The 24,302-nt window shown below is 70.2% G+C and carries 30 protein-coding genes and 2 tRNA genes; 21 read left to right on the forward strand and 11 right to left on the reverse strand.

Annotated elements, in window-relative coordinates; all coding sequences use genetic code 11:
* The first annotated feature begins 22 nt into the window (after positions 1–22).
* Genes L1280_RS13390 through L1280_RS13400 form a run of 3 tightly spaced genes read left to right on the forward strand, consistent with a single transcriptional unit; the run spans position 23 to position 2,188 of the window.
* Positions 23–337, forward strand: a complete 315-nt coding sequence (locus L1280_RS13390) for a hypothetical protein (protein WP_253582793.1) — start codon at positions 23–25, stop codon at positions 335–337.
* Positions 334–1,791, forward strand: coding sequence for an aminotransferase class I/II-fold pyridoxal phosphate-dependent enzyme (locus tag L1280_RS13395; protein ID WP_253582794.1), 1,458 nt, complete (start codon positions 334–336; stop codon positions 1,789–1,791). Before L1280_RS13390 ends, L1280_RS13395 begins: the two co-directional genes overlap by 4 nt.
* Before the next feature lie 19 nt (positions 1,792–1,810).
* The gene (locus L1280_RS13400; RefSeq protein WP_253582795.1) at positions 1,811–2,188 is read left to right on the forward strand and encodes a hypothetical protein; all 378 of its coding nucleotides are present in this window, start codon (positions 1,811–1,813) and stop codon (positions 2,186–2,188) included.
* Between the two features lie 55 nt (positions 2,189–2,243).
* Here the strand turns inward: L1280_RS13400 and rpsT are convergent, their stop codons facing one another.
* Positions 2,244–2,519 carry a 30S ribosomal protein S20 gene (gene rpsT, locus L1280_RS13405; protein ID WP_104990128.1) on the reverse strand — a complete coding sequence of 92 codons (276 nt, stop codon included), beginning with the start codon at positions 2,517–2,519 and terminating at the stop codon, positions 2,244–2,246.
* 197 nt (positions 2,520–2,716) lie between these two features.
* On the opposite strand from rpsT, the gene recX reads away from it, so the two are divergent.
* From recX to L1280_RS13425, 4 genes are all read left to right on the forward strand, one after another.
* A complete protein-coding gene (recX, locus tag L1280_RS13410) occupies positions 2,717–3,226 on the forward strand; it encodes a RecX family transcriptional regulator (protein WP_253582796.1) in 510 nt (169 codons plus the stop codon).
* Between the two features lie 110 nt (positions 3,227–3,336).
* Positions 3,337–3,413 (forward strand) — tRNA-Pro (locus L1280_RS13415).
* Between the two features lie 78 nt (positions 3,414–3,491).
* Positions 3,492–4,202: a metallophosphoesterase gene (locus L1280_RS13420; protein WP_253582797.1), complete on the forward strand. Its 711-nt coding sequence runs from the start codon at positions 3,492–3,494 to the stop codon at positions 4,200–4,202.
* A 100-nt stretch (positions 4,203–4,302) separates the two neighbouring features.
* Positions 4,303–5,205 (forward strand): hypothetical protein, encoded by a 903-nt coding sequence (locus L1280_RS13425; RefSeq protein WP_253582798.1) that lies wholly within the window; start codon positions 4,303–4,305, stop codon positions 5,203–5,205.
* Positions 5,206–5,257: 52 nt separating this feature from the next.
* Here L1280_RS13425 and L1280_RS13430 read toward each other — a convergent pair.
* Positions 5,258–5,333, reverse strand: a tRNA-Lys gene (locus L1280_RS13430).
* Between the two features lie 96 nt (positions 5,334–5,429).
* The gene (ffh, locus tag L1280_RS13435; RefSeq protein WP_253582799.1) at positions 5,430–6,776 is read right to left on the reverse strand and encodes a signal recognition particle protein; all 1,347 of its coding nucleotides are present in this window, start codon (positions 6,774–6,776) and stop codon (positions 5,430–5,432) included.
* 22 nt (positions 6,777–6,798) lie between these two features.
* Here ffh and L1280_RS13440 point away from each other — a divergent pair, with 22 nt between their 5' ends.
* From L1280_RS13440 to L1280_RS13460, 5 genes are read left to right on the forward strand one after another with little or no spacing between them, the layout of a single operon-like run.
* On the forward strand, positions 6,799–7,131 hold the full coding sequence (locus tag L1280_RS13440; protein WP_253582800.1) for a nucleoside triphosphate pyrophosphohydrolase: 333 nt from the start codon (positions 6,799–6,801) through the stop codon (positions 7,129–7,131).
* 23 nt (positions 7,132–7,154) lie between these two features.
* On the forward strand, positions 7,155–8,336 hold the full coding sequence (locus L1280_RS13445; RefSeq protein WP_253582801.1) for an acetyl-CoA C-acetyltransferase: 1,182 nt from the start codon (positions 7,155–7,157) through the stop codon (positions 8,334–8,336).
* A 10-nt stretch (positions 8,337–8,346) separates the two neighbouring features.
* Positions 8,347–8,670 carry a YciI family protein gene (locus L1280_RS13450; RefSeq protein WP_253582802.1) on the forward strand — a complete coding sequence of 108 codons (324 nt, stop codon included), beginning with the start codon at positions 8,347–8,349 and terminating at the stop codon, positions 8,668–8,670.
* A gap of 29 nt (positions 8,671–8,699) precedes the next feature.
* Complete coding sequence (locus L1280_RS13455; protein ID WP_253582803.1) at positions 8,700–9,149, forward strand: hypothetical protein; 450 nt, start codon at positions 8,700–8,702, stop codon at positions 9,147–9,149.
* Complete coding sequence (locus tag L1280_RS13460) at positions 9,146–9,982, forward strand: 3-hydroxyacyl-CoA dehydrogenase family protein (protein ID WP_253582804.1); 837 nt, start codon at positions 9,146–9,148, stop codon at positions 9,980–9,982. Before L1280_RS13455 ends, L1280_RS13460 begins: the two co-directional genes overlap by 4 nt.
* A 57-nt stretch (positions 9,983–10,039) precedes the next feature.
* Here L1280_RS13460 and L1280_RS13465 read toward each other — a convergent pair whose 3' ends face one another.
* Complete coding sequence (locus tag L1280_RS13465; RefSeq protein WP_253582805.1) at positions 10,040–10,204, reverse strand: hypothetical protein; 165 nt, start codon at positions 10,202–10,204, stop codon at positions 10,040–10,042.
* Between the two features lie 13 nt (positions 10,205–10,217).
* The gene (locus tag L1280_RS13470; protein ID WP_253582806.1) at positions 10,218–10,808 is read right to left on the reverse strand and encodes a peroxidase-related enzyme; all 591 of its coding nucleotides are present in this window, start codon (positions 10,806–10,808) and stop codon (positions 10,218–10,220) included.
* A 58-nt stretch (positions 10,809–10,866) separates the two neighbouring features.
* Here L1280_RS13470 and L1280_RS13475 point away from each other — a divergent pair, with 58 nt between their 5' ends.
* Positions 10,867–11,367, forward strand: a complete 501-nt coding sequence (locus tag L1280_RS13475) for a DUF456 domain-containing protein (RefSeq protein ID WP_104990117.1) — start codon at positions 10,867–10,869, stop codon at positions 11,365–11,367.
* 53 nt (positions 11,368–11,420) lie between these two features.
* Here the strand turns inward: L1280_RS13475 and L1280_RS13480 are convergent, their stop codons facing one another.
* The 5 genes from L1280_RS13480 to L1280_RS13500 form a co-directional block, all read right to left on the reverse strand.
* The gene (locus L1280_RS13480) at positions 11,421–12,086 is read right to left on the reverse strand and encodes a hypothetical protein (protein ID WP_253582807.1); all 666 of its coding nucleotides are present in this window, start codon (positions 12,084–12,086) and stop codon (positions 11,421–11,423) included.
* Positions 12,087–12,096: 10 nt separating this feature from the next.
* Positions 12,097–12,483 carry a YkvA family protein gene (locus tag L1280_RS13485; RefSeq protein ID WP_104991898.1) on the reverse strand — a complete coding sequence of 129 codons (387 nt, stop codon included), beginning with the start codon at positions 12,481–12,483 and terminating at the stop codon, positions 12,097–12,099.
* Between the two features lie 8 nt (positions 12,484–12,491).
* Positions 12,492–13,442, reverse strand: coding sequence for a CPBP family intramembrane glutamic endopeptidase (locus L1280_RS13490; RefSeq protein ID WP_253582808.1), 951 nt, complete (start codon positions 13,440–13,442; stop codon positions 12,492–12,494).
* Positions 13,443–13,495: 53 nt separating this feature from the next.
* The gene (locus tag L1280_RS13495; RefSeq protein ID WP_253582809.1) at positions 13,496–14,518 is read right to left on the reverse strand and encodes a low specificity L-threonine aldolase; all 1,023 of its coding nucleotides are present in this window, start codon (positions 14,516–14,518) and stop codon (positions 13,496–13,498) included.
* A gap of 69 nt (positions 14,519–14,587) precedes the next feature.
* Positions 14,588–16,594 (reverse strand): translation factor GTPase family protein, encoded by a 2,007-nt coding sequence (locus L1280_RS13500; protein ID WP_253582810.1) that lies wholly within the window; start codon positions 16,592–16,594, stop codon positions 14,588–14,590.
* A 299-nt stretch (positions 16,595–16,893) separates the two neighbouring features.
* Between L1280_RS13500 and L1280_RS13505 the strand changes: the two genes are divergently transcribed.
* The 7 genes from L1280_RS13505 to L1280_RS13535 all read left to right on the forward strand — a co-directional run bounded on the left by L1280_RS13505 (position 16,894) and on the right by L1280_RS13535 (position 23,195).
* The gene (locus tag L1280_RS13505; protein WP_253582811.1) at positions 16,894–17,736 is read left to right on the forward strand and encodes a DUF2382 domain-containing protein; all 843 of its coding nucleotides are present in this window, start codon (positions 16,894–16,896) and stop codon (positions 17,734–17,736) included.
* A gap of 89 nt (positions 17,737–17,825) precedes the next feature.
* The gene (locus L1280_RS13510; RefSeq protein ID WP_253582812.1) at positions 17,826–18,314 is read left to right on the forward strand and encodes a YsnF/AvaK domain-containing protein; all 489 of its coding nucleotides are present in this window, start codon (positions 17,826–17,828) and stop codon (positions 18,312–18,314) included.
* A gap of 76 nt (positions 18,315–18,390) precedes the next feature.
* Positions 18,391–19,071, forward strand: coding sequence for a tRNA (5-methylaminomethyl-2-thiouridine)(34)-methyltransferase MnmD (gene mnmD / locus L1280_RS13515; RefSeq protein WP_253582813.1), 681 nt, complete (start codon positions 18,391–18,393; stop codon positions 19,069–19,071).
* Entirely contained in the window at positions 19,068–20,036 is a 969-nt protein-coding gene (locus L1280_RS13520; protein WP_253582814.1) for an FAD-dependent oxidoreductase, read from the forward strand. Before mnmD ends, L1280_RS13520 begins: the two co-directional genes overlap by 4 nt.
* A gap of 35 nt (positions 20,037–20,071) precedes the next feature.
* A complete protein-coding gene (locus L1280_RS13525; protein ID WP_253582815.1) occupies positions 20,072–21,070 on the forward strand; it encodes an isocitrate/isopropylmalate dehydrogenase family protein in 999 nt (332 codons plus the stop codon).
* A gap of 141 nt (positions 21,071–21,211) precedes the next feature.
* Positions 21,212–22,129, forward strand: coding sequence for a phospho-N-acetylmuramoyl-pentapeptide-transferase (locus L1280_RS13530; RefSeq protein WP_253582816.1), 918 nt, complete (start codon positions 21,212–21,214; stop codon positions 22,127–22,129).
* A gap of 115 nt (positions 22,130–22,244) precedes the next feature.
* Positions 22,245–23,195 (forward strand): class I SAM-dependent methyltransferase, encoded by a 951-nt coding sequence (locus tag L1280_RS13535; RefSeq protein WP_253582817.1) that lies wholly within the window; start codon positions 22,245–22,247, stop codon positions 23,193–23,195.
* A 3-nt stretch (positions 23,196–23,198) separates the two neighbouring features.
* Here the strand turns inward: L1280_RS13535 and L1280_RS13540 are convergent, their stop codons facing one another.
* Entirely contained in the window at positions 23,199–23,429 is a 231-nt protein-coding gene (locus L1280_RS13540) for a hypothetical protein (protein WP_253582818.1), read from the reverse strand.
* A gap of 73 nt (positions 23,430–23,502) precedes the next feature.
* Here L1280_RS13540 and L1280_RS13545 point away from each other — a divergent pair, with 73 nt between their 5' ends.
* Entirely contained in the window at positions 23,503–24,147 is a 645-nt protein-coding gene (locus L1280_RS13545; protein WP_253582819.1) for a monothiol bacilliredoxin BrxC family protein, read from the forward strand.
* Positions 24,148–24,302 lie beyond the last annotated feature (155 nt).

A 24,302-nucleotide genomic window follows, 5' to 3' on the forward strand; every position in this document is an offset into this window, starting at 1 on the left:
ATGAGGAGTGCATCATGCGTCCATGGCCTCTCCCACCATCGCCTTCCGCGCTCCCGGCCGCATTCCCTATCCCGGCGGCTGCGTGCTGGAACCCGGCCCCTACGCGCTGGACTACCTCCTGAAGTGGCGGACCGACGTGACGGTCGCGGGCACGTTGCACCCCGACGCACCCGTCTTCGGGCTGCTGCGTGAGGTGCTGGCGGACCCCGCCGCGCATGGGGTGACGCCCGAGGAAGCGGAGGAGGCCGTGGGCCGCTTTCTCACCCTGGCAGGGCAGGCCCTCGCCGCCGAGGGGGGCGACCCGGCGTGGCTGGAGCGGGAGTTCTCCCGGCCGTGAGGGGCGACGCCGGGCTGCCCGCCGGGTTGCCCCCACCTCTGCCCGGCGAGGCGCTGCACGCGCGGGTGGCCCGCACCCTGCGGGGGGCGATCGTGGCGGGCACCTTGCCGCAGGGGACCCGGCTGCCGGGGCACCGCGCCCTCGCCGGGCGGCTGGGGGTGTCGCGCAACACGGTGGTGGACGCGCTGGAGCAGTTGGAGGCCGAAGGCTACCTCCAGACCCGCCCCCGCAGCGGCACCCGCGTGGCCGTGCCCGCGCCGCCCCCGACGGACGCCGCGCCTGCGCCGCTCCCCCTCAGCGCGTGGGCCAGCCGCGCCCTCGCGGGGGCCGTGCCCGACGTGGGCGGCGACTACGCGGTGGACTTCCGGGTCGGCCAGCCGGTGCCGGAACTGTACCCGGCGGGGGCGTGGGCACAGGCTCTGGCACGGCAGGCCCGCGCCGCCGAGCACGCCTTTCCCCCTGACCCCGACGCCGAACTCGGCCCGCTGGAGACGCGCCGGGCACTCGCCGCCTACCTCAATGCCGAGCGCGGCGCCCGCGTGACCCCCGACATGGTGATGCTGACGGGAGGCACCCAGGCCTCGTTGGACGCGCTGGCCCGCGTCTTCCTGGAAGAAGGGCGGGTCGCCGCACTCGAAGACCCCACCTACCCCGGTGCCCGCGCCGCGCTGGGGGCGACGGGGGCGACCCTCTGCCCGGTGCCGGTGGACGGTCACGGCCTCGACCCCGCCGCGCTGCCCGCGCGGGCCACCCTGCTCTACCTCACGCCGGGGGCGCAGTACCCCACGACAGCGCTGCTCCCCGCCGCGCGGCAAGCGGAGGTGGTGGCGTGGGCGGCCCGGACCGGGGCCTTCGTGCTGGAGGACGACTACGCCGCCGACCTGCACCACGGCGGGCGGCCCCCGGCGGCGATGCAGGGGCTGGCGCCGGAGCGAGTGATCCTGCTGGGGAGTTTCAGTAAAAGCCTCGCCCCCGTGACCCGCAGCGGGTATCTCGTGGCCCCGCGCGAGGTCATCCGCGTGCTGGCAGGCACTCGCCCCCTCACCGACCGCGCTCCCGCCACGCTGGACGCCCGCGCCCTGGCCGACGTGCTGGCCTCGGGGGCCTATGCCCGGCACCTGCGGGGAGCGCGGCAGGCGATTCGCCACCGCCACGAGGTGCTGCTCGCAGCCCTGGAAACCGAATTGCCTAGGTGGAGGGTCACTCCGGCGCGGGCCGGGCTGCACGTCCACCTCTCTCTGCCGCCGGGCCTGAGCGAAGCCGAGGCCGTTCACCGGGCCGCTGCCGCTGGCGTCGCGCTGACCCCAACGGGGCCACTCGCGCAGCTTCCACGTCCACCCGCCATGCTGCTCGCCTTCGCGCACCTGCCTCCCGAGCGGCTGCGGGCGGGCGTGGCGCGGCTGGCGAGAGCGGTGGCCCCGAACGCGAGAAACCCGACCGACAGCCCTGGGTGAGCTGAATTACACTGAGGAGGTGCGCCTCCTGCTGATCGCCCTGGTTGCCGCTCTGGCGCTGCTGTACGTGACCCTGGGTCTGCGGTTTGGATACGTGACCCTTACCCCGACGTGGCTGGTAAACGCCCAGGGCCAGAACCGCTACACGCTGGAGGTCTACGAGGACGGGCAGCGGGTCGGCTACCGGGGCCGCTGCGAGGTGCAGAGCGGGCGGGCGGTGCTGCGGCTGCTCGCGCCCGACGGAAGCCAGCTTGTGGGGCGCACCTGTCAGAAGGTGGGCGACCGCGACGAGTGGACCCTGCACCTCGTGGGCGGCGGGCAGCCGGGGCGCTATCAACTCGTGGTGGATTTCGACGCGTATACCGGGCTGCTCGACCTCTCCGAGACGCGGGACTAGCGCCGCCCACAACACAGCCGCCCCCACAGGGGAGGCGGCTCTGGACGGGTGAAGCTCAGGCCTGCTGCGCGGCCTTGGCCCGGTTGATGGCCTTGGCGAGGCGGCTCTTCTTGCGGGCCGCGGCGTTCTTGTGCAGGGTGCTGCCCTTGGCGGCCTTGTCGATCAGGCTCTCGGCCTTGCTCTGGGCGGCGGCCACGTCCTCGCCAGCCGTCACGGCGGCGATGGCCTTTTTGGTGAAGGTCTTGATGGTGCTCTTGCGGCTGCGGTTGATCAGGCGGCGCTTGAGGCTCTGGCGGTGACGCTTCTGGGCGGACTTGTGACGTAGGGCCATGAGGATTCTCCTTGTTCTCCCGCATCTCGCGGGGCGGTCCCCACACGCGCTCTCACGCGGGGAACTCGACGCGCCGGGCCTCGGCGCTCCCGGCCGCCGCCGATGACGGGGCCAGGGCCGCCCCACCCTGGGGATGGGGGCAACCTCGGGAGCTTAGCGCCCCCCGGCACCCCGGCGCAAGCGGCATACTGACGGGCGTGACGGACGAGGCAGCCCTCCCCCCGGACCCCGAGCGGCAGAAGGCCAGAGACGACCTCCTCGCCTACGCCTTCCGGGCACTGGCGGGCCGGGCGCTCACGGAAGCCGAGCTGCGAACCCGCCTCGCCCGCCGCACCGACGACCCTACGCTCGCCGCCGAGGTCCTGGCCCGCGTGCAGGAGCTGGGTTATCAGAACGACGCCGGGGTCGCCCGCGCCGAGGGCAGTCGCCGGGGCGTGGGCGGCTTCCGGGTGCGCCAGACCCTCAAGCGCCGGGGCGTGTCCGAGGGGCTGATCGAGGAGACGCTCGCCGCCCGCGACCCCGACCGGGAGGCCGAGGAGGCCCGCGAACTGCTGGAACGGCGCTGGCCCGCCCTGTCCCGCAAACGCGACCCCCGCGCGAGTGCTTACGCCTTCCTGGCCCGCCGGGGCTTCGGGGGCGCGGCGATCTGGGCCGCCATCCGCGAGGTGGCGCAGCAGGAGCCGCTGGAGGACGGGGGCGCCGAATAGCTGCGGGCGACCCCTGCCCCTCGCTTGACACCCCCTGGCCCCCCACGTAGACTACCGGGCGCACCGAAAGCGGGCTTCTGTCCTGCCCCCTCCTCGGTGCCGTGGTTCGGCGGGGCGTAGCGCAGCCTGGTAGCGCACTTCGTTCGGGACGAAGGGGTCGGAGGTTCGAATCCTCTCGCCCCGACCACGTGGAAGAAGCCTCCCCTCTGGCGGGAGGCTTCTTCCCTGTCTGGTTTCCCCCTCCGCCCCCTGTGAGCCTACTCCCATGCGCGTGTACGCCATCGCCGACCTGCACCTCGCTTCCGTCACGCCCAAGCCGATGACGGTCTTCGGGCCGAACTGGGCGGGGCACCCGGAGGCGATTTTCACGCAGTGGCGCGAGGTGGTGCGCGAAGGGGACCTCGTGCTGCTGCCGGGCGACCTCTCGTGGGCGATGCGGCTGCCCGACGCCCTGACCGACCTCGCCCCGGTGGCCGGGTTGCCAGGAACAAAGGTGCTGCTGCGCGGCAACCACGACTACTGGTGGCCGGGGCTCTCGAAGCTGCGCTCGGCCCTGCCGCCGGGAATGCTGGCGGTGCAGAACGACGCCCTGCGGGTGGGCCGGGTGGTCGTGTGCGGCACGCGCGGCTGGCTCACGCCGGGGTACGAGCCGCTGGGAGCCGAAGACGACCGGCTCCTGAAACGCGAGGCCGAACGCCTGCGCCTGAGCACGGCGGCGGCGGCGCGGCTGCGGCAACCCGGTGACACGCTGATCCTGATGCTGCACTACCCCCCCGCCAGCCCACCCTACCCGCCCAACCCGCTGACCGACGTGATCGAGGCCGCGCGGCCCGACCTGATCGTGTACGGGCACCTGCATGGCGTCCCCCCCGAGCGGGCGCTGCGCCACTGGGCGGGGATTCCGGCGCACCTGGTGGCCGCCGACGGCTTGAAATTCCGGCCCCGGCTGCTGCTGGACCTTCCCCCGGCCCCCTGAGCTCCCCCCGACGCCGGGGTTAAGGAACCGGACGCGGCTCCTGGGACGGCTCTGACCCGAATCCCCCGTTCTCGCCGCTATGCTGGCCCTGGAGGCATGTTTGCAGGACCTCGAGAAAGTTCAGGACCGCCTGGTCGCCGACCGCAAGGTCCGGGCGGTCGCCCAGGCGGGCAGCTACGGTACCGACGACGCCTGGGCCGGGAGCCAGCCCACGCTGGTCGCCTTCGAGCGCGGCCTGCTCTCAGCGCAGTCCGAGACGCGGGCGGGCGTGACCGTTCACCGCTACCCCTACGAGAAGCTGGAAGCGTGGCGCACCTGGGACGTGGCCCGCGAGGAAGCCCCGGTCGCGCTGCTGGCGACCAGTCGGGTGGTGTACGACCCCACCGGGCATTACGGCCGCATTCAGCGCACCCTGTGGACCCTGAACGAGGAGCGCCTCGCCGGGCACCGCGAGGACTTGCTGGGCCGCGCCGCCGAGCGGCTGGACACGGCACGCCGCACCCTGACGGGTCCCGGCCACGGCGTGCAGGAGCAACTGCTCGCGCTGGCCGAGGCCCGGACGGTGGCGGTGGAGCTGCTGTACCCCGCACTGCTCACCCACATCCACGGCTGGCCCGAATTCGCCCTGCGGTTGCCCCACGCGTGGCGGGCGGCGGCGGGCCTGCGCTTCCCGAAAGCGGTCTACCACCTCGACAGCCTCTACGGCTTCGGTGGCGAGGAGGAAGCCCGCCGGGTGCTGCTCGCCACCCGTGGCCTGGGCATGGTCGAGCACGAGAAGCGTGCCCGCGCCGCTTTCCAGTCGGGCTACTACGACGGCGCCGTGCGGCTGCTGCGCGACGAGGCGGCCCGGCTGCACCGCGCGGACCTGGAGCGCTGGAGCTACCTGAGCAGCCCCCGCCGCGACAAGCTCGGCACCCTGCTGGGCGTGACCCGCAGCCCCCTTGGCCCGGCGGCCCTGACGCTGGCGGGCGAAGTGCTGCAAGACGCGCGGGAAGGCCGCTGACGCCCGCCAGAACGGGCAACGAGAAAACCCCGCGCTTGGCGGGGCTTTTTCTTGGTGGGACGTGTAGGACTTGAACCTACAACCCGCTGATTAAAAGTCAGCTGCTCTACCGATTGAGCTAACGTCCCGCGCGGGAGGCGGGGGCTGCAAGTTTCGCAGCGGGCCTGAGTATAGGCAGCCCCCCCACCCACGTCAACGCCGGGCGCCCGGGCGGGGCGCGTGGCTCAGCGCTTCATGCCAGGCGGCATCGGGGGCATGCGGGGCGGCTTCATGCCCTTGCCCATGCCGCCGGGGCCGCTCAGGCGCTGCAAGACCTTCATCATCTCCTTCATCTGCTCGTGCATCTTCAGCAGGCGGTTGATGTCCTGCACGGTCGAGCCGCTGCCCGCCGCGATGCGCTTGCGGCGGCGCCCGTCAATGATCTTGGGGTTGCGCCGCTCCTTGACCGTCATGGACGAGATCATCGCGTCGATGCGCTGAATCTGCTTCTCGTCGACGTTGAAGCCCTCCGGCAGCGCCCGGCTCATGCCCGGAATCAGCTTCAGGAGGTCGCCCAGCGGCCCCATCTTGCGAATCTGACGCAGTTGCAAGAGCAGGTCTTCGAGGTCGAAGTCGCCCGGCTTCTTGACCTCCATCGCCTTGAGGTCGGCTTGCTGTGCCCGCTCGATCAGCCCCAGCACGTCGCCCATGCCCAGGATGCGGCCTGCCACCCGGTCGGGGTAGAAGGGTTCGAGGCCGCTGATCTTCTCACTGACCCCCGCAAAGTAGATCGGCTTCCCCGTCACACTGCGGGCGCTGAGGGCCGCCCCGCCACGGGCGTCGCCGTCCATCTTGGTGATGATCAGGCCGGAGAGGTGTACCCGCTCGTCGAACACGCGGGCGACGTTCAGCGCCTCCTGCCCGGTCATCGCATCCACGACGAGCAGCGTCTCGGTGGGCCGGAGTTCGGTCTGAAGGTTCGCAAGCTGGTCCATCAGCGCCTCGTCGATTTGGAGGCGTCCCGCCGTGTCCACGATCACGAGGTCACGGAAGTCGGTCTTCAGGTACTCGTCAAGGCGGCGCTTGGTTTCCTGGGGCGTCTCGCCGTCGGCGACTTTTAGCACCGGCACGCCCACCTGATTGGCGAGCACTTCAAGCTGGTCGCGGGCAGCGGGGCGCTGGGTGTCGGCGGCGACGAGCAGGACGCGGCGGCCCTTGCCCTTGTAGAAGGCGGCGAGCTTGCCCGTGCTGGTGGTCTTCCCAGCCCCCTGGAGGCCGACCATGAACCAGACGTTGCCCTCGTTTTTCAGGGTGGGCTGGTGGGTTTCGCCGCCGAGGGTCTGAATCAGTTCGTCGTGTACGAGCTTGACGACCGTCTGCCCGCCGGTCAGCGACCCCTGCACCTCCTGCCCCACCGCCTTCTCGGTGACGCGGGCCACGAAGTCCTTGGCGACGGTGAAGTTCACGTCGGCTTCCAGCAGGGCCATGCGAATCTCGCGCATGGCCTCCTTGACCTGTTTCTCGGTCAGCTTGCTCTCGCGGCCCACCCGGTCGAGGATGTCCTGCAACTTGTTCCCGAGCGCCTCAAACATGCGGCGAGGCTAGCATGCGGGCGTGAACGACTCCGTAGACCGCGCCGCCATCGGCAAACTGGTCCGCGACCGGATTCCCGAACGCTTCCCGGCGAGCCGCTATCGCGTGCTGGACGAGGCCGAGTTCGGGGCCGCGCTGCGGGCCAAGCTGACCGAGGAGGTCGGGGAATATCTGGCGGACGGCACCCCGGAGGAGTTGGCGGACGTGTTGGAGGTGCTCCACGCGCTGGCGGCCCGACACGGGCTGACGCCGGGGGATTTGGAGCGGTTGCGTGTGCAGAAAGCGGCGGAACGTGGAGCCTTCGTGGGGCGGGTATGGCTGGAGCTGCCGGGCAGCGAACCTAACGCCCGTTAGCCTGCCCGCGCTATCCTTCCCGTATGACCAAAGCTGTGATCGTCTCGGCGTCGCGCACGCCGACGGGCAAATTTCTGGGGGCCTTGCAGGACGTGACCGCCGTGGAGCTGGGGGCCATCACCCTGCGCGAAACCCTGCGCCGCAGCGGCATTCCCGCCGAATTGGTAGAGGAAGTCATCATGGGGCAGGTCGTGCAGGCGGGCAGCGGGCAGAACCCGGCGCGGCAGGCGGGCCTCAAGGCGGGCCTCTCGCACGAGGTCGGCGCCCTGACGGTGAACAAGGTCTGCGGCTCGGGCCTCAAGGCCGTGATTCTGGCGGCGCAGGCGATTCGCGCGGGCGACCAGACGGTCATGCTGGCGGGCGGCATGGAGTCCATGAGCAACGCGCCGCACCTGCTGCCTGGTGCCCGCAAGGGCTACCGCCTGGGGCACGCGCAGGTGCTGGATGCGAACACGCACGACGGCCTGTGGTGCTCCATCAACGACGAGGGCATGGGCCTGACGGGTGAGCGCGTGGCCGAGAAGTACGAGATCGGGCGCGAGGCGCAGGACGCCTATGCGACGGGCAGCCACCAGAAGGCGATCGCCGCGACCGAGGCCGGACGGTTCCGCGACGAGATCGCCCCCGTGACCGTCAAGGGCCGCAAGGGCGACGTGGTCGTGGACACCGACGAGGGGCCACGCGCCGACACCAGCCCGGAGACGCTGGGCCGCCTCAAGCCCGCCTTCAAGAAGGACGGCACCGTCACGGCGGGCAACGCCCCCGGCCTGAACGACGGCGCCTCCAGCCTGCTGATCATGTCCGAGGAAGCGGCGCAGGCGCACGGGCTGACGCCGATGGCTGAGATCACCTCCTACGCGACGGGCGGCCTCGCCCCCGAGTGGGTGATGATGACGCCCGTGCCCGCCACGAAGAAGCTGCTGGAAAAGAGCGGCCTGACCGTGGGCGACGTGGACCTGTGGGAGCTGAACGAGGCTTTTTCCGTCCAGAGCCTCGCCGTACAGCGTGAACTGGGGCTGGACCCCGAGCGGGTGAACGTGAATGGCGGCGCGGTCGCACTGGGCCACCCCATCGGCGCGAGCGGCGCCCGCATCCTCGTCACGCTGCTGCACGCGCTGCGGCAACAGGACAAGGAGACGGGCGTGGCGACCCTGTGCATGGGGGGCGGCAACGGCCTCGCGCTGTCCGTCAAGCGGCTCTCGTAAGCTGACGCCCATGACGCCAGGCAGCACACCGACCCTGTGGGTGATTCAGAGCCGTTACCTCAAGAGCGGAGACGACCTCGCCGCCGTCACGCCCCGGCACCGGGAGTGGCTGGACCAGCACTACCGCTCGGGCCTCTTCCTGACCTCGGGCCGCAAGGTGGACGGCACGGGCGGCGTACTTATCGCGCAGGCGGAGAGCCAGGAGCAGTTGGAGGAAGTCTTCAAAGACGATCCCTTCGTGCTGGAGGGGTGCTCGGAGTACACGTACACGCCGTTTACGCCGGTCAAGCGGGGGCGGGCGGTGATGCTGGACAGCGTGCCGCTGGTGGAATGAGCGAAGGGCGAAAACGGCAGAGAGCCGCGATGGGTCAACCCGACTTCAAGTTGGGGCCGTTGCGTCTGTGGGTCCATCGGTACCAATTTCCCGAAGCAACCGACTACTGGGACGCGAACTGGCTTGTCGTGACGGCAGAAGTGAATGTGCCGGGTCAGTCTTGGGTGCACGTGAATGGGCCATTTCTCAGGACTGTTGAACTTCTCGGCTTTTGCAACGAGTTGGAGACTCTTCATCACGTACTCGAGGGAGAGGCCAACCTTCACCCCATTGAGCCGGAGTTGTGTATCAGCTTAAGAGGTAACCAACTCGGGCACATCTCAGGCGAAATTGGAATAACACCCGACAACATGACTCAGGAACACCTCTTCTTTTTTGAGATCGACCAGTCGCATCTACTTGAGGCCATTGCAGGGCTCAAAGCTATTCTCGACCGCTTCCCGGTGAAGGATGCGGACAATGTGGGAGAACCATCATGAATTTCGGAGTCATCGGAGCAGGACAGATGGGCGGCGGCATCGCGCAGGTCGCCGCGCAGAGTGGATTCAGCGTGGTCGTGCAGGACGTGAAGCAGGAGTTTCTGGACCGGGGCCGGGCTGTCATTGAAAAGAGCCTCGCCAAGCTGCACGAGAAGGGGCGGCTGACGGGCACGCCGGAAGAGGTGCTGGGCCGCATCAAATTCACGACCGAACTGAGCGACTTCGCCGACTGTGACCTCGTGGTGGAAGCCATCGTGGAGAACGAGCCGATCAAGGCGCAACTCTTCCGGCAACTGGGCGAGATCGTGAAGCCGGGCGGCATCCTGGCGAGCAACACCTCCTCCATCCCCATCACCAGCCTCGCCACGGCGAGCGGGCGGCCCGAGCGGTTTATCGGGATGCACTTCATGAACCCGGTTCCACTGATGGCGCTGGTGGAGGTCATTCGTGGCTACTCCACCAGCGACGAGACGGCGCAGAAGGTCACGGAAGCGGCGCGGGCGATGGGCAAGACGCCCGTGGAGTGCAACGACTTCCCCGGCTTCGTGTCCAACCGCATCCTGATGCCCATGCTGAACGAGGCCATCCAGTGCGTGATGGAAGGCGTGGCCGAGCCGGAAGCCATCGACCAGATCATGAAGCTGGGCATGAACCACCCGATGGGGCCGCTGACGCTGGCGGACTTTATCGGCCTCGACACCTGCCTCGCCATCATGGAGGTGCTGCACCAGGGGCTGGGGGACGACAAGTACCGCCCCTCGCCGCTGCTGCGGAAGATGGTGCAGGCCGGGCTGCTGGGGCGCAAGAGCGGGCGGGGCTTTTACAGCTACTGACACCCGACCGGAAAGGAGGAGCGGGGCACAGGCCTTCGCTCCTCCTCTTTCGGCCTGCTAGCTGTGACCGGGGTCCGAATCGTCGCTGGGACGGCCATGCTTGCCGTCGCCGCTCGCCTCGTCCTCCGGGGAGGGCTGCGGCGTGTCCTGAGCGGACTCGGAGAGTTGCTCGTGCTGTTCGTCCTGCGGCTGGGGCGTGCGGTCGTTCTCGTTCTTCGTCATGGCGGAAACCTCCTCAGCGGCTCTGCGCGTAGTACTCGGCGTTGGGCTGGAAGCCGAGCGCACTGCTCACGCGGTTGGTCATGTTGAACATGGCGATCACCTGCACGAGTTCCATGATCTGGTGATCGTCCAGCCCCACCCCACGCAGGGGCTGGAGGTCAGCTTCGGTCACCTCGGCGGGGCGCAGGGTCAGCTTCTCGGCGTACTCGCACAGCACGCGCTCGCGCTCGGTCAGGGTGGCGTGGCGCCAGTTCACCGCCACCGCGTCGGCCTTCTGGGGGTCGCCGTCAAAGTGGCGCAGGGCCGCCCCGTGCGACACGGCGCAGTACAGGCAGCGGTTGACACTGCTCACCACCACGGCGACAAGTTCGCGCTCGGCGTTGCTCAGGTACCCCTCCTTGTTCAGCAGCAGGTTGAAGTAGTTCCACCACGCCAGGAACTGCTCGCCGTTGACCGCCTGGGCGCGGAACACGTTGGGCACGAAGCCCATGTTCGCCTCAGCCTTGGCCCACAGTTTGCTCACGCCCTCGGGCACCCCGGAGGCGTCGGGGACGGGCAGGTAGGAGAGACGGCGCTCGTCGGTGGGCGGCTGGGTTGTGGTCATGGGGACAGCTTACCCGCCCCGGAACTCCCTTCCCCCGCCCCGCGTATCTCACCAGCGTATGAGTCTCGCCTTTCTGGTCTTTCTGGTCGCCTGGGTCGTCGGCATGGTCGGCACCTTCGTGCCCGCGCTGCCCGCCACGCTGATCATCTTCGCGGGCACGGTCGCCGCCACCTTCATCGACGGGTTTCAGGTGTGGCCGGACCTGCCCTTTCTGCTCACCTTCGCGGTCATCACGTTCCTGATTTCCATGATCGACAACTTCGCCTCGGCGTGGGGGGCGCGGCGGTATGGGGGCAGCAAGCAGGCCGGGTGGGGAGCCTTGGTCGGCGGGCTGGTGGGCATCTTCATTCCCTTCGGGCTGATCGTGGGACCGCTCGCCGGGGCGTTGGCGGCGGAACTCCTGATCGTGCGAAAGCCCGCGCCCGACGCCATTCGCGCCGCCTGGGGCACCCTGCTGGGACTACTGACCGGCATCGCCGCCAAGCTGGTGCTGCACCTGCTGATCGGGATTTACGAGCTGTGGCGCCTCTGGGACCCCAGCAAAAGCATCTTCGGCTGAACGGGGGTTCGGGAGGGTCGGGGCCGAGGCTCCGGCCCTTTCTGCTGGCCGCTTTACCAGGCCGCCAAGAGCGGGGCCAGGCCCAACGCCGTCACCGCCAGCACGGGGAGGAGGGGAAGGAGCGTGCCGAGGAGCGCCCGGCGGCGGTCCCCCGTCAGGGTCAGGAAGCCCCGGTAGGCCAGCGCGAACTGCGCGAGGGGCGCGAGCAGCAGCAGGAGCACGGTCACGCGGGCGAGGCTGCTCTGCATCACCGCCTCCAGCAACTCACGCTGAGAAAGCGCGGCCCCGTCCACACGGATCAGGCCCAAGTCCGTTCCCGACAGGAGGACCAGCACCGACAGCGCCAGATACAGCGGTGGCAGCAGCACAAAGGTTGCCCCGTAGACCTCCGGGGCACGGCCCTCGCGTCCGGCTCCCAGCCAGCCCAGCCCCGCCATCAGCGCCGCGCCCACCACCGTCAGGAAGAAGGTGCCGAAGACGTTGACCGCGTAAGAGGCGAACGCCGCCGCACCCTGGGCCGTCGCCCCCACGACCGGGCGCAGCAGCAGGGCGTAGACCACCCCGCCGAGCAGGGCCGCAAGCACGGGCGGGAGCGCATACCGCCAGGGCAGGGGCGGCACCTGGCGCAACCGCGCGAAAAAGGCCGCCGGGCCGCTCAGCAGTTCGGCGGCGAGGGGCGCGGTGGGGGGCGGGGCAGGCGTGGGGCGCGGGCGGGCCATCGGGGGCACTCTAGCCCCCCGAGCCGGAGCGGGTGACCCACAGGTGCCACAGCCCCCACAGCGCGAGGGCGTACAGCCCCAGCATGGGCACCAGCCCCCAGCCGGAGCGGGCCAGCCGCGCGGGATGACGGGCGGCCTCGGCACGGGCGTCTTCCAGCACGGCGGGCGGCACGAGGCGCAGCACCAGCCACAGCCCAGCGGGAACGAGCAGCAGGTCGTCGAGCTGCCCCAGTACCGGGATGAAGTCCGGAATCAGGTCGATGGGGCTGAGCGCATAGGCCAGGACGAGCAGGGCCAGGGCGCGGGCCAGCCACGGGGTGCGGGGGTCACGGGCGGCGAGGCTGAGGGCCAGCAGGTCGGCCTTCAGCCGCCGGGCGAAAGCCCGCAAGCGGTTCAGCGCCGTGCCTACCGCATCACCCCGCGCAGATCGGTCAGGGTCTGCTGCACGGCGGGCAGGGTCAGGGCCGCCGCGACCACCCCGAACAGCACCACGCCGACATACGCCGCGCTGAGCCACGGGCCGGGCGCCTGCCGCTCCTGGGGATCGGCCCTGGGGGTCAGCCAGAGGTGCAGCACCGTCAGCACCGCGACGCCAAAGAGGGCCGCCCCAATCGCCACGGGCACCGCCAGCGCCGGATTTTTCAGCAGTTCGCCCGCCTGCTCGGTGTTGTCGGGGAGCCGACCGGCCAGGACACTGCCCAGCGCCACCGCCAATGTGTTGTTCAGCGCGTGGACAATCACCGCGTTCCACAGGCTGCCGCTGTGCTGGGTCAGGCGGGCCAGCGCGTAGGCCAGCGGGATGATGCCGACCACGCTGGCCGGAACGCCGTGGGCGACCCCGAAGGCGAGCGAGGTCGTGACCGCCGCCACCGTGAAGCCCGCCGCCCGTTCGTGCCCACGCAGCATCAGGCCCCGGAAGGCGACCTCCTCCGCGAAGGGGATCAGCAACCCGGCGGCGAGCAGCAGCACCCACAGGTCCGGCCCCTGACTCACGAACTGCGGAATGGCGTCGGCCGACTGCGGCACAAGGGTCACGTACACCAGCACGAAGGCCCGAGACGCCAGGAACGCCAGCACAAAAGCCGCCAGCGACAGCCCCCACGACGGCGGCGTACGCCAGCGCGAGTCGCGGAAGAGGGCCTGCATGGGCCGCCGAAAGACGGTCAGGGCCAGGGCCGCGTTCCCTACGAAAGACAGCAGCAGCGCCGTTCCCAAGGGCATCCCCAGACCGATAAACACCGCCGACAGGACGTTTTGCGCGATCAAGAGGGTCAGGGCGGCGCGGTTGCCGTCCACGGCGCGGATGCCCGGAGCCTGCGGGATGCTGGGGGAAACGGGCCGGTCCGGGGCGGTCATGGGAGGCAGTATGCCGCGCCCGGCTCGGCGGAGACCTCTGACCCCAGGCGGGCTCAGGCGGTCAGCACCCGGATCGCTTCCTCTAGCGCCTCGTCCCCGACCTGGTGGTGCAGTACGAAACGCACCGAGTCCGGCCCCAGCGCACTCGCCAGCACCCCCGCCTCGGCCCAGCGGGCCACCTGCGCCGCCGCGTCGGGCAGGGTCACGTAGATGATGTTGGTCTGCACGGCGGCCAGATTCACGCTGTACCCGGCCTCCAGCAGCGCTTCGGCGAGGCGGCGGGTACGGCGGTGGTCTTCCTTCAGGCGGGCAGGACCCTCGCGCACAGCGACCAGCGCGGCGGCGGCGAGGACCCCGGCCTGACGCATGCCGCCGCCCATCATCTTGCGGTAGCGGTGGGCCTGCTTCATGGCGGCGGCGCTGCCCAGCAGCACGCTGCCAACCGGGGCACCCAACCCCTTGCTCAGGCAGATGCTCACCGTGTCGAAGTGGCGGGTGATCTCGGCCAGGGGCACATCTTGCGCCGCCGCCGCGTTGAAGACCCGCGCCCCGTCGAGGTGCAGGGGCAGCCCCTCCTCGTCGGCCACGCCCCGGATGGCAGTCAGCACCTCCAGCGGCAGCACCGTTCCGCCCGCCTTGTTGTGGGTGTTTTCCAGGCTGATCATCCCCGTGGGTGACTGGTGGACGCTGTGGCGCACGGCGAGGCGCACCGCCTCCGGGTCGGGTACGCCCAGCGGCGCGGGCACGAAGCGGGGCACGACCCCTGAGAAGGTCGCCATCATGCCGAGTTCCCACTCGTAGATGTGCGAGCCCTCCGCGCAGATCACTTCCTCGCCCCGGCGGGTGTGCAGGGCGATGGCGACCTGATTGGTCATCGTGCCCGAGGGCATGAAGAGGCCCGCCTCGAATCCGGCGAGGCGGGCGAGTTCGCTCTGAAGCGCGTTGACGGTGGGGTCCTCGCCGTACACGTCGTCGCCCACCGGGGCCTGCGCCATCGCCTCCCGCATCTCGGGGGTGGGCGTGGTGACGGTATCGGAGCGGAGGTCGGCCAGGACGCGGGGAGGGGCGACGGTCATGGAGAGAATGGTACGCGGGAGGCCGGGCGCGGTGCGCGGTGGCAGGTTCCTTTCCGGCCTCCCCTCCCCCTACCCGGCCGCCGTCTTCCGCGCCTCCACGATCTTCTTCGCCAAGTGCTCAGGCACGTCCTGATAGCCCTGGGGCTTGACGCTGAAGGCCCCCCGGTCCCCGGTCAGGGAGCGCAGGTCGGCGCTGTAGGTCTGGAGTTCGGCCTGGGGCACGACTGCCGTGATCGTGATGACGGTGCCTTCGGGCTCCATGCCCTGCACACGGGCGCGGCGGGTCTGGAGGTCGCCCACGAGGTCCCCGGTAAATTGCGCCGGAGCCCGCACCCGCAGCAGCAGCACGGGTTCGAGGAGGGTGGGCCGCGCTCCCTCCACCGCGTTGCGGAAGGCCAGCGCCCCGGCCGTGCGAAAAGCGAGGTCGCTGGAATCCACGTCGTGATAGGAACCGTGGGTCACGGCCACCTGCACGTCCTGCATGGGGTAGCCCGCCAGCGGCCCCTTCTCCATCGCGTCGGCCACGCCCTTCTCGATGCTGGGCAGGTACTTGCCGGGAATCGCGCCACCCACGACCTCCGAGCGGAAGGCAAAGCCCGGTCCCGGCGAGAGGCGCAGGTGGCAGTCGCCGTACTGCCCGTGGCCGCCCGACTGCTTCTTGTGCTTGCCCTGCGCCTGCGCGGAGGCCCGGATGGTCTCCCGGTAGGGAATCTGCGGCAGATGGGTGTCCACGTTGACGCCCAGCGCGGCGAGGCGTTCCACCGCGATGGTCGTGTGCATGTCGCCCATGCCCGAGAGCAGCAGTTCGCCCGTCTGCTCCTCGCGCGAGAAGCGCAGGGTGGGGTCCTCGTCGAGCAGCCGGGCCATCGCCGCGCCGAGACGGTCCTCGTCCTGCCGGGTACGCGGAGAGAGGGCGACCGTGTGCGCCGGGTCGGGGAGCAGCAGCGGGTCATATTCGATGGGCTGGGCGGGGTCGGCCAGCGTGTCCCCAGTGTGCAACTCGGGCAGCTTGGTGAGCACGCCGAGCATCCCGGCCCGCAGCTCGGGCACCTCGGTGAGGTCGTGGCCGCTCATCACGTACAGGTGGGCAGGCTTCACCTCGGCGCCGCGCGTGGTGTTGCGCAGGGTGTCGCCGGGGCGCAGCGTGCCGCTCCACACCCGGATATGCGCGAGCTTGCCCACGAAGGGGTCCACGCTGACCCGCCACACGCGGGCACTGAAGGGGGCGTCCGGCGTCGGCTCGCGGGTCGTCTGGCCGTCCACCCCGGTCAGCACGCCACGTTCCTGGGCACTGCGCAGGCCGCGCACCATCAGGTCCAGCAGCTCGTCCAGCCCGCCCCCCGTCGCTGCCGAGACGGGCAGCACCGGAAAGAGGGTCCCGGCATGGACCGCCCGCAAGAAGGCCGAGCGCAGTTCCTCTGCGGACAGCTCCTCGCCTTCGAGGTAGCGGGTCATCAACTCGTCATCGGTGTCCGCGATGGCTTCGATCAGCGCTTCGCGGGCTTCGGGGAGGGCGCTGCGGACCTCGGCGGGGAGGTCGGGGTGGCTCGGGTCGGTGCCCAGCACGTCCACCACGCCCCGGAAGTCGGGTCCCTCACCAACGGGGAGGAAGGCCGCCGCCACGTTCCCCTTCAGGGTCGCGCGGATGTCGGCCAGCACCGCCGAGAAGTTCGCCCGCTCGCGGTCCATCTTGGACATCAGCACGATCCGGGGCATGGCGAAGCGGTCGGCGGTGGCCCACACCCGCTCGGTGCCGACCTCCACGCCGCTCACCGCACTCACCAGCACCAGCGCGGAGTCGGCGGCGCGGATCGCTCCCCGAATCTCGCGCACGAAGTCGGCGTAACCCGGCGTGTCCAGCAGCGTCAGGTCGGTGCCCGCGTGGGTCAGGCGCAGCACCCCGGTCGTGATGGAAAAGCCGTGGGCCTTTTCGGCGTCGGTGTGGTCACTCTGGGTCGTGCCGTCCTCCACCCGGCCCGCACGCGGCAAAGCCCCACTGCGCACCAGCAGGGCTTCGGAAAGCGTCGTCTTGCCCGATCCGCTGTGGCCCACCAGGCTCACCACACGGACCGGCATGTCCTGTCTCCCGTCTTGCACGGACAAACCACCTGACCTTTGTTCTGGGGCGCGTTCTGGCAGGCAGAAGGAGCGCACGAACAGGCGGGCGAACGGCCACCGCAGCCTCGTCAAGCTTGTGTGGGCCGAGCATACACCCGCAGCGTGACGAACATAACGTTCTGCTCAAGGTCTGCCCAGGAGCGGCTTTAGGGAGACCTCAGCCAGATGGGGAGGGCGGCGGCGAAACTGCTACGCGTAAGGGCGAGCGCCTCGCTCTGCACGCAAGAGCACCACCATTCCATGCACGGAGGCAACACATGACCCAGATGAACCTGATGCGCCTGTCCGACCTGAGCCGCGACAACATGTACGACAACGCGGGCGTCTACAACCCCAGCGGCAACACCGCCTACGGATACAACGGTGAGAAGATCGGCACCGTGCGCGACGCGCTGGTGGACCCCAGCAGCGGCCGCATCCGCTACCTGATCCTGGACGTGGGCGGCTGGTTCTCCTCGAAGGAAGTCGTCGTGCCGGTCGGTGACGCCCGCTTCGACGACAGCGGCGTGTACTTCGACAACCTGACCAAGGACCAGGTCCGCGACCTCGAAGAGTACCGCTACGACCAGACCTACACCGATACCAGCTTCCAGCAGACGAACGAGCGCGTCCTGCGGGCAGCCGACACCGACGAGACCGCCTACCGCGAGCGGGCCTACCGCACGCCGGACCGCCTCCAGCTTCTGGAAGAGCGCCTGGTCGTCAACAAGGAGCGCTTCCGCGCCGGGGCCGTCGAGATCGGCAAGCACGTCGAAACCCGTCAGGAGCAGGTCAACGTGGGCCTCCAGCGCGAGGAAGTCGTCATTGAGCGTCACCCCGTGACCGAAGCCCGCCCGGTCGAGGGCGCGGTGCTGGGCGCGGCGAGCGAGACGGTGCGCGTGGACCTCGAAGCCGAGCGGGCCAATGTTGGCAAGCAGGCCTACGTGGTCGAGGAAGTCGAGATCGGCAAGCGCACCGTGACCGACACCCAGACCGTGACCGAGACCGTGGGCCGCGAAGTGCTCGACGTCAACAAGACGGGCGAAGTGCGCCTGCAAGACGGCGACACCACCACCAGCACCACCATGACGGACACCGACCGCAACAACGGTCGCCGCTGATCAGGCACGACCCTCCGCCACTCAGGTGCGGGGGCGGAGGCGGGGGCAACCCCGCCTTCTTCTTGGTTCCCCCACTGGAAAGGACCCCCATGGACGACCACAGACCCGACCACGACCGCCCCACCGACGCGGCCCTGCGCGAGCAGGATGAGCGCCGTGAGCTGATCGAGCGCCTGCGCCTGCACGAGGAACGTGCCCTCGTGGAGGTCGTGCCCGAGACGGTCGGTGCCGTTACCATCCGCCGCGTGGTCACCGAGCGTCAGGAAAATGTGCCCATCACCCTGCGCCGCGAACACCTCGAAATCACCGTGCGCGAGAATACCGGCGGGCAGGCGACCCTCAACGGCGAAGAGTTGGAGGTGGGCCGCGTCTACGAGGTCCCGCTGTACGAGGAACGGGCGCTGATCGAAAAGCAGGTCTATCCCTTCAGCGACGTGACCATCGCCAAGGAAGCCCGCGTGTACACCCAGACCCAAGAGATCACCCTGCGCCGCGAGGAACTCGCCGTGGAGGACCCGCAGGGGCTGGTGCGCGAGCGGACAATGCCCACTCCGCTCGACCCCGACCCCACCCGCTGAGCCGCCCCTCCCTTGCCGCCCGCCGGACCCTACCGGGGGCGGCTTGTCGTGGGGGCAGGCCCTATCCTGCGGGCCGATGACCGACGCCGACCCTTCTCCTGCCGGACCCATCCTGCTGACCCCCGACGGCTCACGCACCGCCCTGAGCGCCCGCTACGGCGAGGCCTACGGCTCTCGGCACGGGGCAGCGGCGCAGGCCCGGCATGTCTTCGTGGAGGGGAGCGGCACCCACGAACACCCCTGCCCCCGCGTGCTGGAGGTGGGCTTCGGGCTGGGCGTCAACTTCCGAGCGACGCTAGCGGAATGTGCGCGGCGCGGCGTCCCGCTGGAGTACGTGGCCTACGAGTTCGACCCCGCGCCCGTGGCCGTGCTGCGGGAGGTGGCCGAGGGCAGCGAGGGGGCCGACGATCCCGCGTGGGAGGGGGTGCTGGCGGGGTGGGGCGGACCGGACCCTCTGACCGTTCGGGTGCCCGGCGTCTCCCTCACCGTCCGGTTCGAGGACATCCGCACCGCGCCGCTCCCCCAGGACTGGGCCACCGCCCTCTACCTCGACGGCTTCTCGCCCGCCCGCAACCCGGAAGTCTGGACGCCCGAGGTGGTGGGGCGGCTGGCCTCGGCCCTGGCGCCGGGGGGCGTGCTGACGACCTACAGCGCCGCCGGACACGTGCGCCGGGCGCTGGCGGCAGCGGGTCTGGAGGTCGAGCGCCGCCCCGGTCCCCCCGGCAAGCGCGAGCATCTGCGGGCGGTGCGGCGGTGAGGGTGCTCGTCGTGGGCGGCGGCGTCGCGGGCGCGGCGGTGGCGTACTTCGCGGCGCAGGGGGGGGCGCAGGTGACGGTGGTGGACGCTGGGATTCACGCGGCGAGCCACGTGCCTTCCGCCCTGCTCAACCCGGTGCGCGGGCAGTCGGGACAGGTGGACGGGCGGGCATTAGAGGGCCTCGCGCTGACCTGGGCACTGGTGCGCGAGTTGGAGGCGGCGGGCTGGTCCATTCCCCACGGTCAGGAGGGCGTGCTGCGCCCGGTGCCCGACGAGCGCACGCGGGCCAAGTTCGCGCGGAACCTCCCCCCGGCCCTCCCCCACCGCTGGCTGACGCCGGGGGACTTTCCTGCGTCCCTCTCCCCAGGCTGGCCGCACGCCCTGCTGATCCCGGCAGGGGGCTGGCTGGACGGCGCGGCCTTCTGCGCGGGGCTGCTGGACGTGAGCGGGGCGGAGGTCGTGCGGGGTCGGGCGGTCGCCTGGGACGCCCACTCGATCACACTGGAGGAAGGTCCCCGGCTCCAGGGCGACGCGCTGGTCTGGTGCGGCGGCGCGGTGGGGTCGGGCTGGGCGAGCGAAGCGGGCACCCACCGGGCAGGCACGCTGCTCACGCTGGACCGCCCGGCCACGGCCCTCCCGGTGAGCTTCGGGGCGTACCTTGCACCGAGGGCCGGGGGAACGGGCGTTCTGGGGGCGACGTTCGAGGTCCCGACGCCGACCTGGCAGGAGCCGACCCTCCCCGCCGCTTCACTGCGCTGGCTGCTGAACCGGGGGGACGCGCTGGCTGACCTGCGCGGCGTGCGGGTGACCGGACGCTGGAGCGGCATCCGCCTCTCCGGGCTGGTGGCCGGACGGCAGCCAGACGGCGTGTGGCGGCTCTCCGGGCTGAGCAGCAAGGGCTTTTTGCTGGGGCCGCTGCTCGCGCGTCACGTTGCGGGTGACGTGCTGCGGGAGACCGCAACGTAACGCCGGGCACAGGCACCGCTTACACTGGCGGGGTTATGGCGAAGTACCGCATCTGTTTGATTGAGGGAGACGGCATCGGCCACGAAGTCATCCCCGCCGCCCGCCGCGTGCTGGAAGCCGCTGGCCTCGACGCCGAGTACGTGACCGCCGAGGCGGGCTACGAGTACTTTCTCGACCATGGCACCAGCGTGCCGCAAGCCACCTACGAGGCCGTGGAGAATACCGACGCGACCCTTTTCGGCGCGGCGACCAGCCCCAGCGGCGAGAAGCCCGACGGGTTCTTCGGCGCGATTCGCCACCTGCGGCGCAAGTACAACCTGTACGCCAACGTGCGCCCCACCCGCACCCGCCCGGTGCCCGGCGCCTACGAGAACGTGGACCTCGTGATCGTGCGCGAGAACACCCAGGGCCTGTATGTCGAGCAGGAGCGGCGCTACGGCGACACCGCGATCGCCGACACCGTGATCACCAAGGACGCCAGCGACCGCATCGGCAAGTTCGCCGCCGACCTCGCGCTGAAGCGCCGCAAGAAGCTCACGGTGGTCCACAAGGCCAACGTGCTGCCCGTCACCCAGGGCCTCTTTATGGACAGCGTGCTGGAGCAGGCGCAGGGCGTCCAGGGCCTGACCACGAACACCATGATCGTGGACAACGCGGCGATGCAGCTCGTGCGCAATCCCTCGCAGTTCGATGTGATGGTCATGACGAACATGTTCGGGGACATCCTCTCCGACCTCGCCGCCGGGCTGGTGGGCGGGCTGGGCATCGCCGCGAGCGGGAACGTCGGCGATCAGTTCGGCATCTTCGAGAGCGTGCACGGCTCGGCGCCAGACATTGCCGGGCAGGGCATCTCCAACCCCACGGCGACCATGCTGGCGTCGGTGCTGATGCTCGACCACATCGGGGCGCACGACGTGGCCCGCCGCATTGACGAGGCCGTGAACACGGTGCTCACTGAGGGGCCGCGCACCCGTGACCTCGGCGGCACCGCCGGAACGAAGGAGTTCACGGACGCGGTGATCGCGCGGCTGTAGGGCTGCGGGGGATGGGGGCCGGATGCCTGCGAGGGCCCGGCCCTTGTTCTCTGACTGCCGGAAAGCACTCCCCTCCGTGCTACCCTCCCCGGTTGAGATGCTGCGCCCCTGCCTGTCCCCTGCCCTCCGCTGGAGCCGCCCATGATGGTCGTGGCGGCTCTTCTCTCGTGGTTTCTTGTGGGCCTCTTTATCCGCGTCAGTCGGGCGCGGGGCTGGGGCCAGCCCATCCGGGCGGACGGGCCGCAGACACACCTGAAAAAGGAGGGAACGCCCACGGCGGGCGGCGTGGCTTTCGTGCTGGCGCTCGCGCTGGTGTTCTTCCCGCTGTACCTGACCGGGAACGCGGGCGGCGAGCGCGAGCTGCTGATCATGCTCGCGGCGCTGGCGATGGGCGTGATCGGCGGGATTGACGACCTGCTCAAGATCGTCTCGCGGATGCGCGGCAAGGGCAAGAAGGAACTGCTGGCCCGCGAGAAGTTCCCGCTGCAATTTCTGGTGGGGCTGGTCTTCGCCTTTTTCGCCGCGCCGCTCGCCTCGCACGAGGTCTTGCCCAGCCTGGGGCCGGTCCTCGACGTGATCCTGCTGACACTGGTGATGGTGGGCGCGGTCAACGCCTTCAACTTCACGGACGGGCTCGACGGGCTGCTGGCAGGAGTCGCCATGATCGTGCTGCTGCCGCTGCTGGCGGTGTCGCCCGTCTCGGCGCTGATGGTGGCCGTGCTGCTGGGCTTCCTGTGGTTCAACGCGCACCCGGCACGGGTCTTTATGGGCGACATGGGCAGCCACGCGATCGGGGCGGTCGCGGCGGGGGCTTACGTGCTGTACGCCGACGTGTGGCTGCTGCCGCTGGCGGCGATTATCCCGGTGGTCGCCGTGCTGAGCGTGGCGATTCAGGTGATCTCGTTCAAGACGCGGGGCAAGCGCGTCTTCAAGATGAGCCCGATTCAGCATCACTTCGAGCTGAGTGGCTGGCCCGAAACGCACGTCACCACCCGCTTCTGGGTGATTACAGCGGTGGCGACCGCATTGGTGTGGTGGATTCTGGGGGGCAGGCCGTAGGGCGGGAAGTCGGGAGTCGGGAATGGGAGCCAGAGCAAATGCCTCGGCTCCCACTTTCTTGTTCCACTCACTACTGCCCACTCTTCGCTTTCCACTCACCCCCTACACTTGCCGGGTGAAGCCCCCCGACCTCCCGGCCCTCCTCGCCCGCCGTGCCCATCTGCCCGCGGGGGGCACGACCGTGTACCGGGCGGCGCACACCACCGAGACGGGGGGCCTCTTCGCGCTGGACCTCGCGGGGGACGCGGCGGTGCTGAGCCTGTACGCGGACCTGTCGTCGGGGGAGGAGGCGAGGCTGGCGGCGGCGTGCGGTGCCCTGCCCGGTGTGGCGGGGGTGTACCTCAAACGCCGCCCGGCCGAGGCCCGGCACGCGGCGAACGTGGCCCGCGAATGGCTCACGCCCCCTGAGCCGGTCTGGGGCGAGGCGCGGCCCGAGGTGACCGCGCTGGAGGCGGGGGTGCCCTTCCTGATCCGGCCGGGCGGCGACCTCAGCATCGGCCTGTTCACGGACGCCCGGCCGCTGCGGGCCTGGGTACGGGCGCACGCGCCGGAGGGCGGGCGGGTGCTGAACACCTTCGCCTACACCTGCGGCTTCGGCCTCAGCGCGGCGCTAGGCGGGGCGGGGGTCGTCAAGAACGTGGACCTCTCGCGGAAGGTGCTGGTCTGGGGACAGGAGAATTACGCGCTGAGCGGCCTTCCGGCTCCCGACGCGGACTTCCTGTATGGGGACGTGTTCGAGTGGCTCGGCAGGTTGCGCAAGCGGGGCGACCGCTTCGACCTCGTGGTGCTCGACCCGCCCTCCTTCGCGCGGGGGAAAACGGGGATATGGCGGGCCGAGCGCGACTACGCGCGGCTGGCGGCGCTGGCGGCGGAAGTGACCGCGCCGGGGGGCCGGGTGCTCGCCGTGACGAACCACGCGGGGTTAAGCGGCGCGGCTTTCGAGCGAATGGTTGCAGCCGGGCTGACGGAGGCCGAGCGGCGGGGCCAGCTCCTCACCCGGCTGGGCGCGGGCGAGGACTATCCCGGCGCGGCCCACCTCAAAGCCGGAGTGTGGGCGCTGAATTGAGCGTCACCCCCCGCGCGGTGGAGCGAAAGGCGACAGCTCGCCGCCGATAAAGGTGCAGGCCACGTCCCCCAATGGCACGTCCTCGCCCACGTCGCCGTGGACCGCGATGACCCCACGCAGGAGCACGTCCACCACCTCGCCCGACTCGATGCGGGCGAGTTCGTCCGGCGTCACGAAGCCGCTGAGGCTCACGTTCCCGACCGTGAAGCTGACGAACTCGGTGGCCCCGTCCATGCCCCAGCCTACCTTCCCCGCCGCTTGTGGACCGGGTCACTTCGTTTTTCAAAGCAGCGGGTATGCTGTAACCATGACCGGGAACGCGACCGAACAGACCCAGGTGCTTGTGCCCCTGACGACGCCCGAAGAGGTGGACCAGTTCCTGCGGGAGTACCCGCTGGCCGCCGTGTTCAAGGCCGGAACCTGCCACAAGACGATGCAGGGCTTTGGGGTCCTGGAAACCTTCCTCCAGCGCCACGAGCTGCCGGTGGGCTTTATCCGGGTGGTGGACTGGCGCCCGGCGAGCAACCACGTGGCCGAACTGACCGGCATCACGCACCACAGCCCGCAGTTCATCCTGTTCCGGGAGGGCCAGCCTCAGTTCGAGGTGAACAACTGGGACATCACCCCGGAGGCTCTGGGACCCGTGTTTAGCCAGCAGGTGCCCGCCCGCGAGGGCACCGGCACGGTGGCGACCGACGACAACGTGGAGCCCTACCGCCGCCTGATGCGCGCCTTCCTGAACGGCGAACTGAACGAGTGGGCCTTTCAGGACCAGTACGTGACCCTTTTCCGCGACGACGCCTCTCTGCGCAGCCAGCGCGAGTTCGAACTGCTCTCGCGCCTGTTCGGGGACCCCGACGCCTACCACGGCGGCCTGCACCAGCTCGGCGCCCCCCAGGAGCGCGGCGACCTGCGCGGACGCGTCCAGGAACTGCTGAACGAACTCGGGTAAACTCCACCCTGCCTGCCCGCCCGGCCGCACTGCCGGGCGGGTTTGCCCTGCCCGGCGGATGAGGGGGATGTAAGCGAACGGTAAGAGGGCGTGCGGTGTGATGGGCCACAAGCGTGATGTTCCACGTGCCGTTCCCGCGTCTCCGAGGTGACTCC

Origin of the sequence: Deinococcus sp. HSC-46F16, from assembly GCF_024171495.1 — a bacterium.
Taxonomy (GTDB): Bacteria; Deinococcota; Deinococci; order Deinococcales; family Deinococcaceae; genus Deinococcus.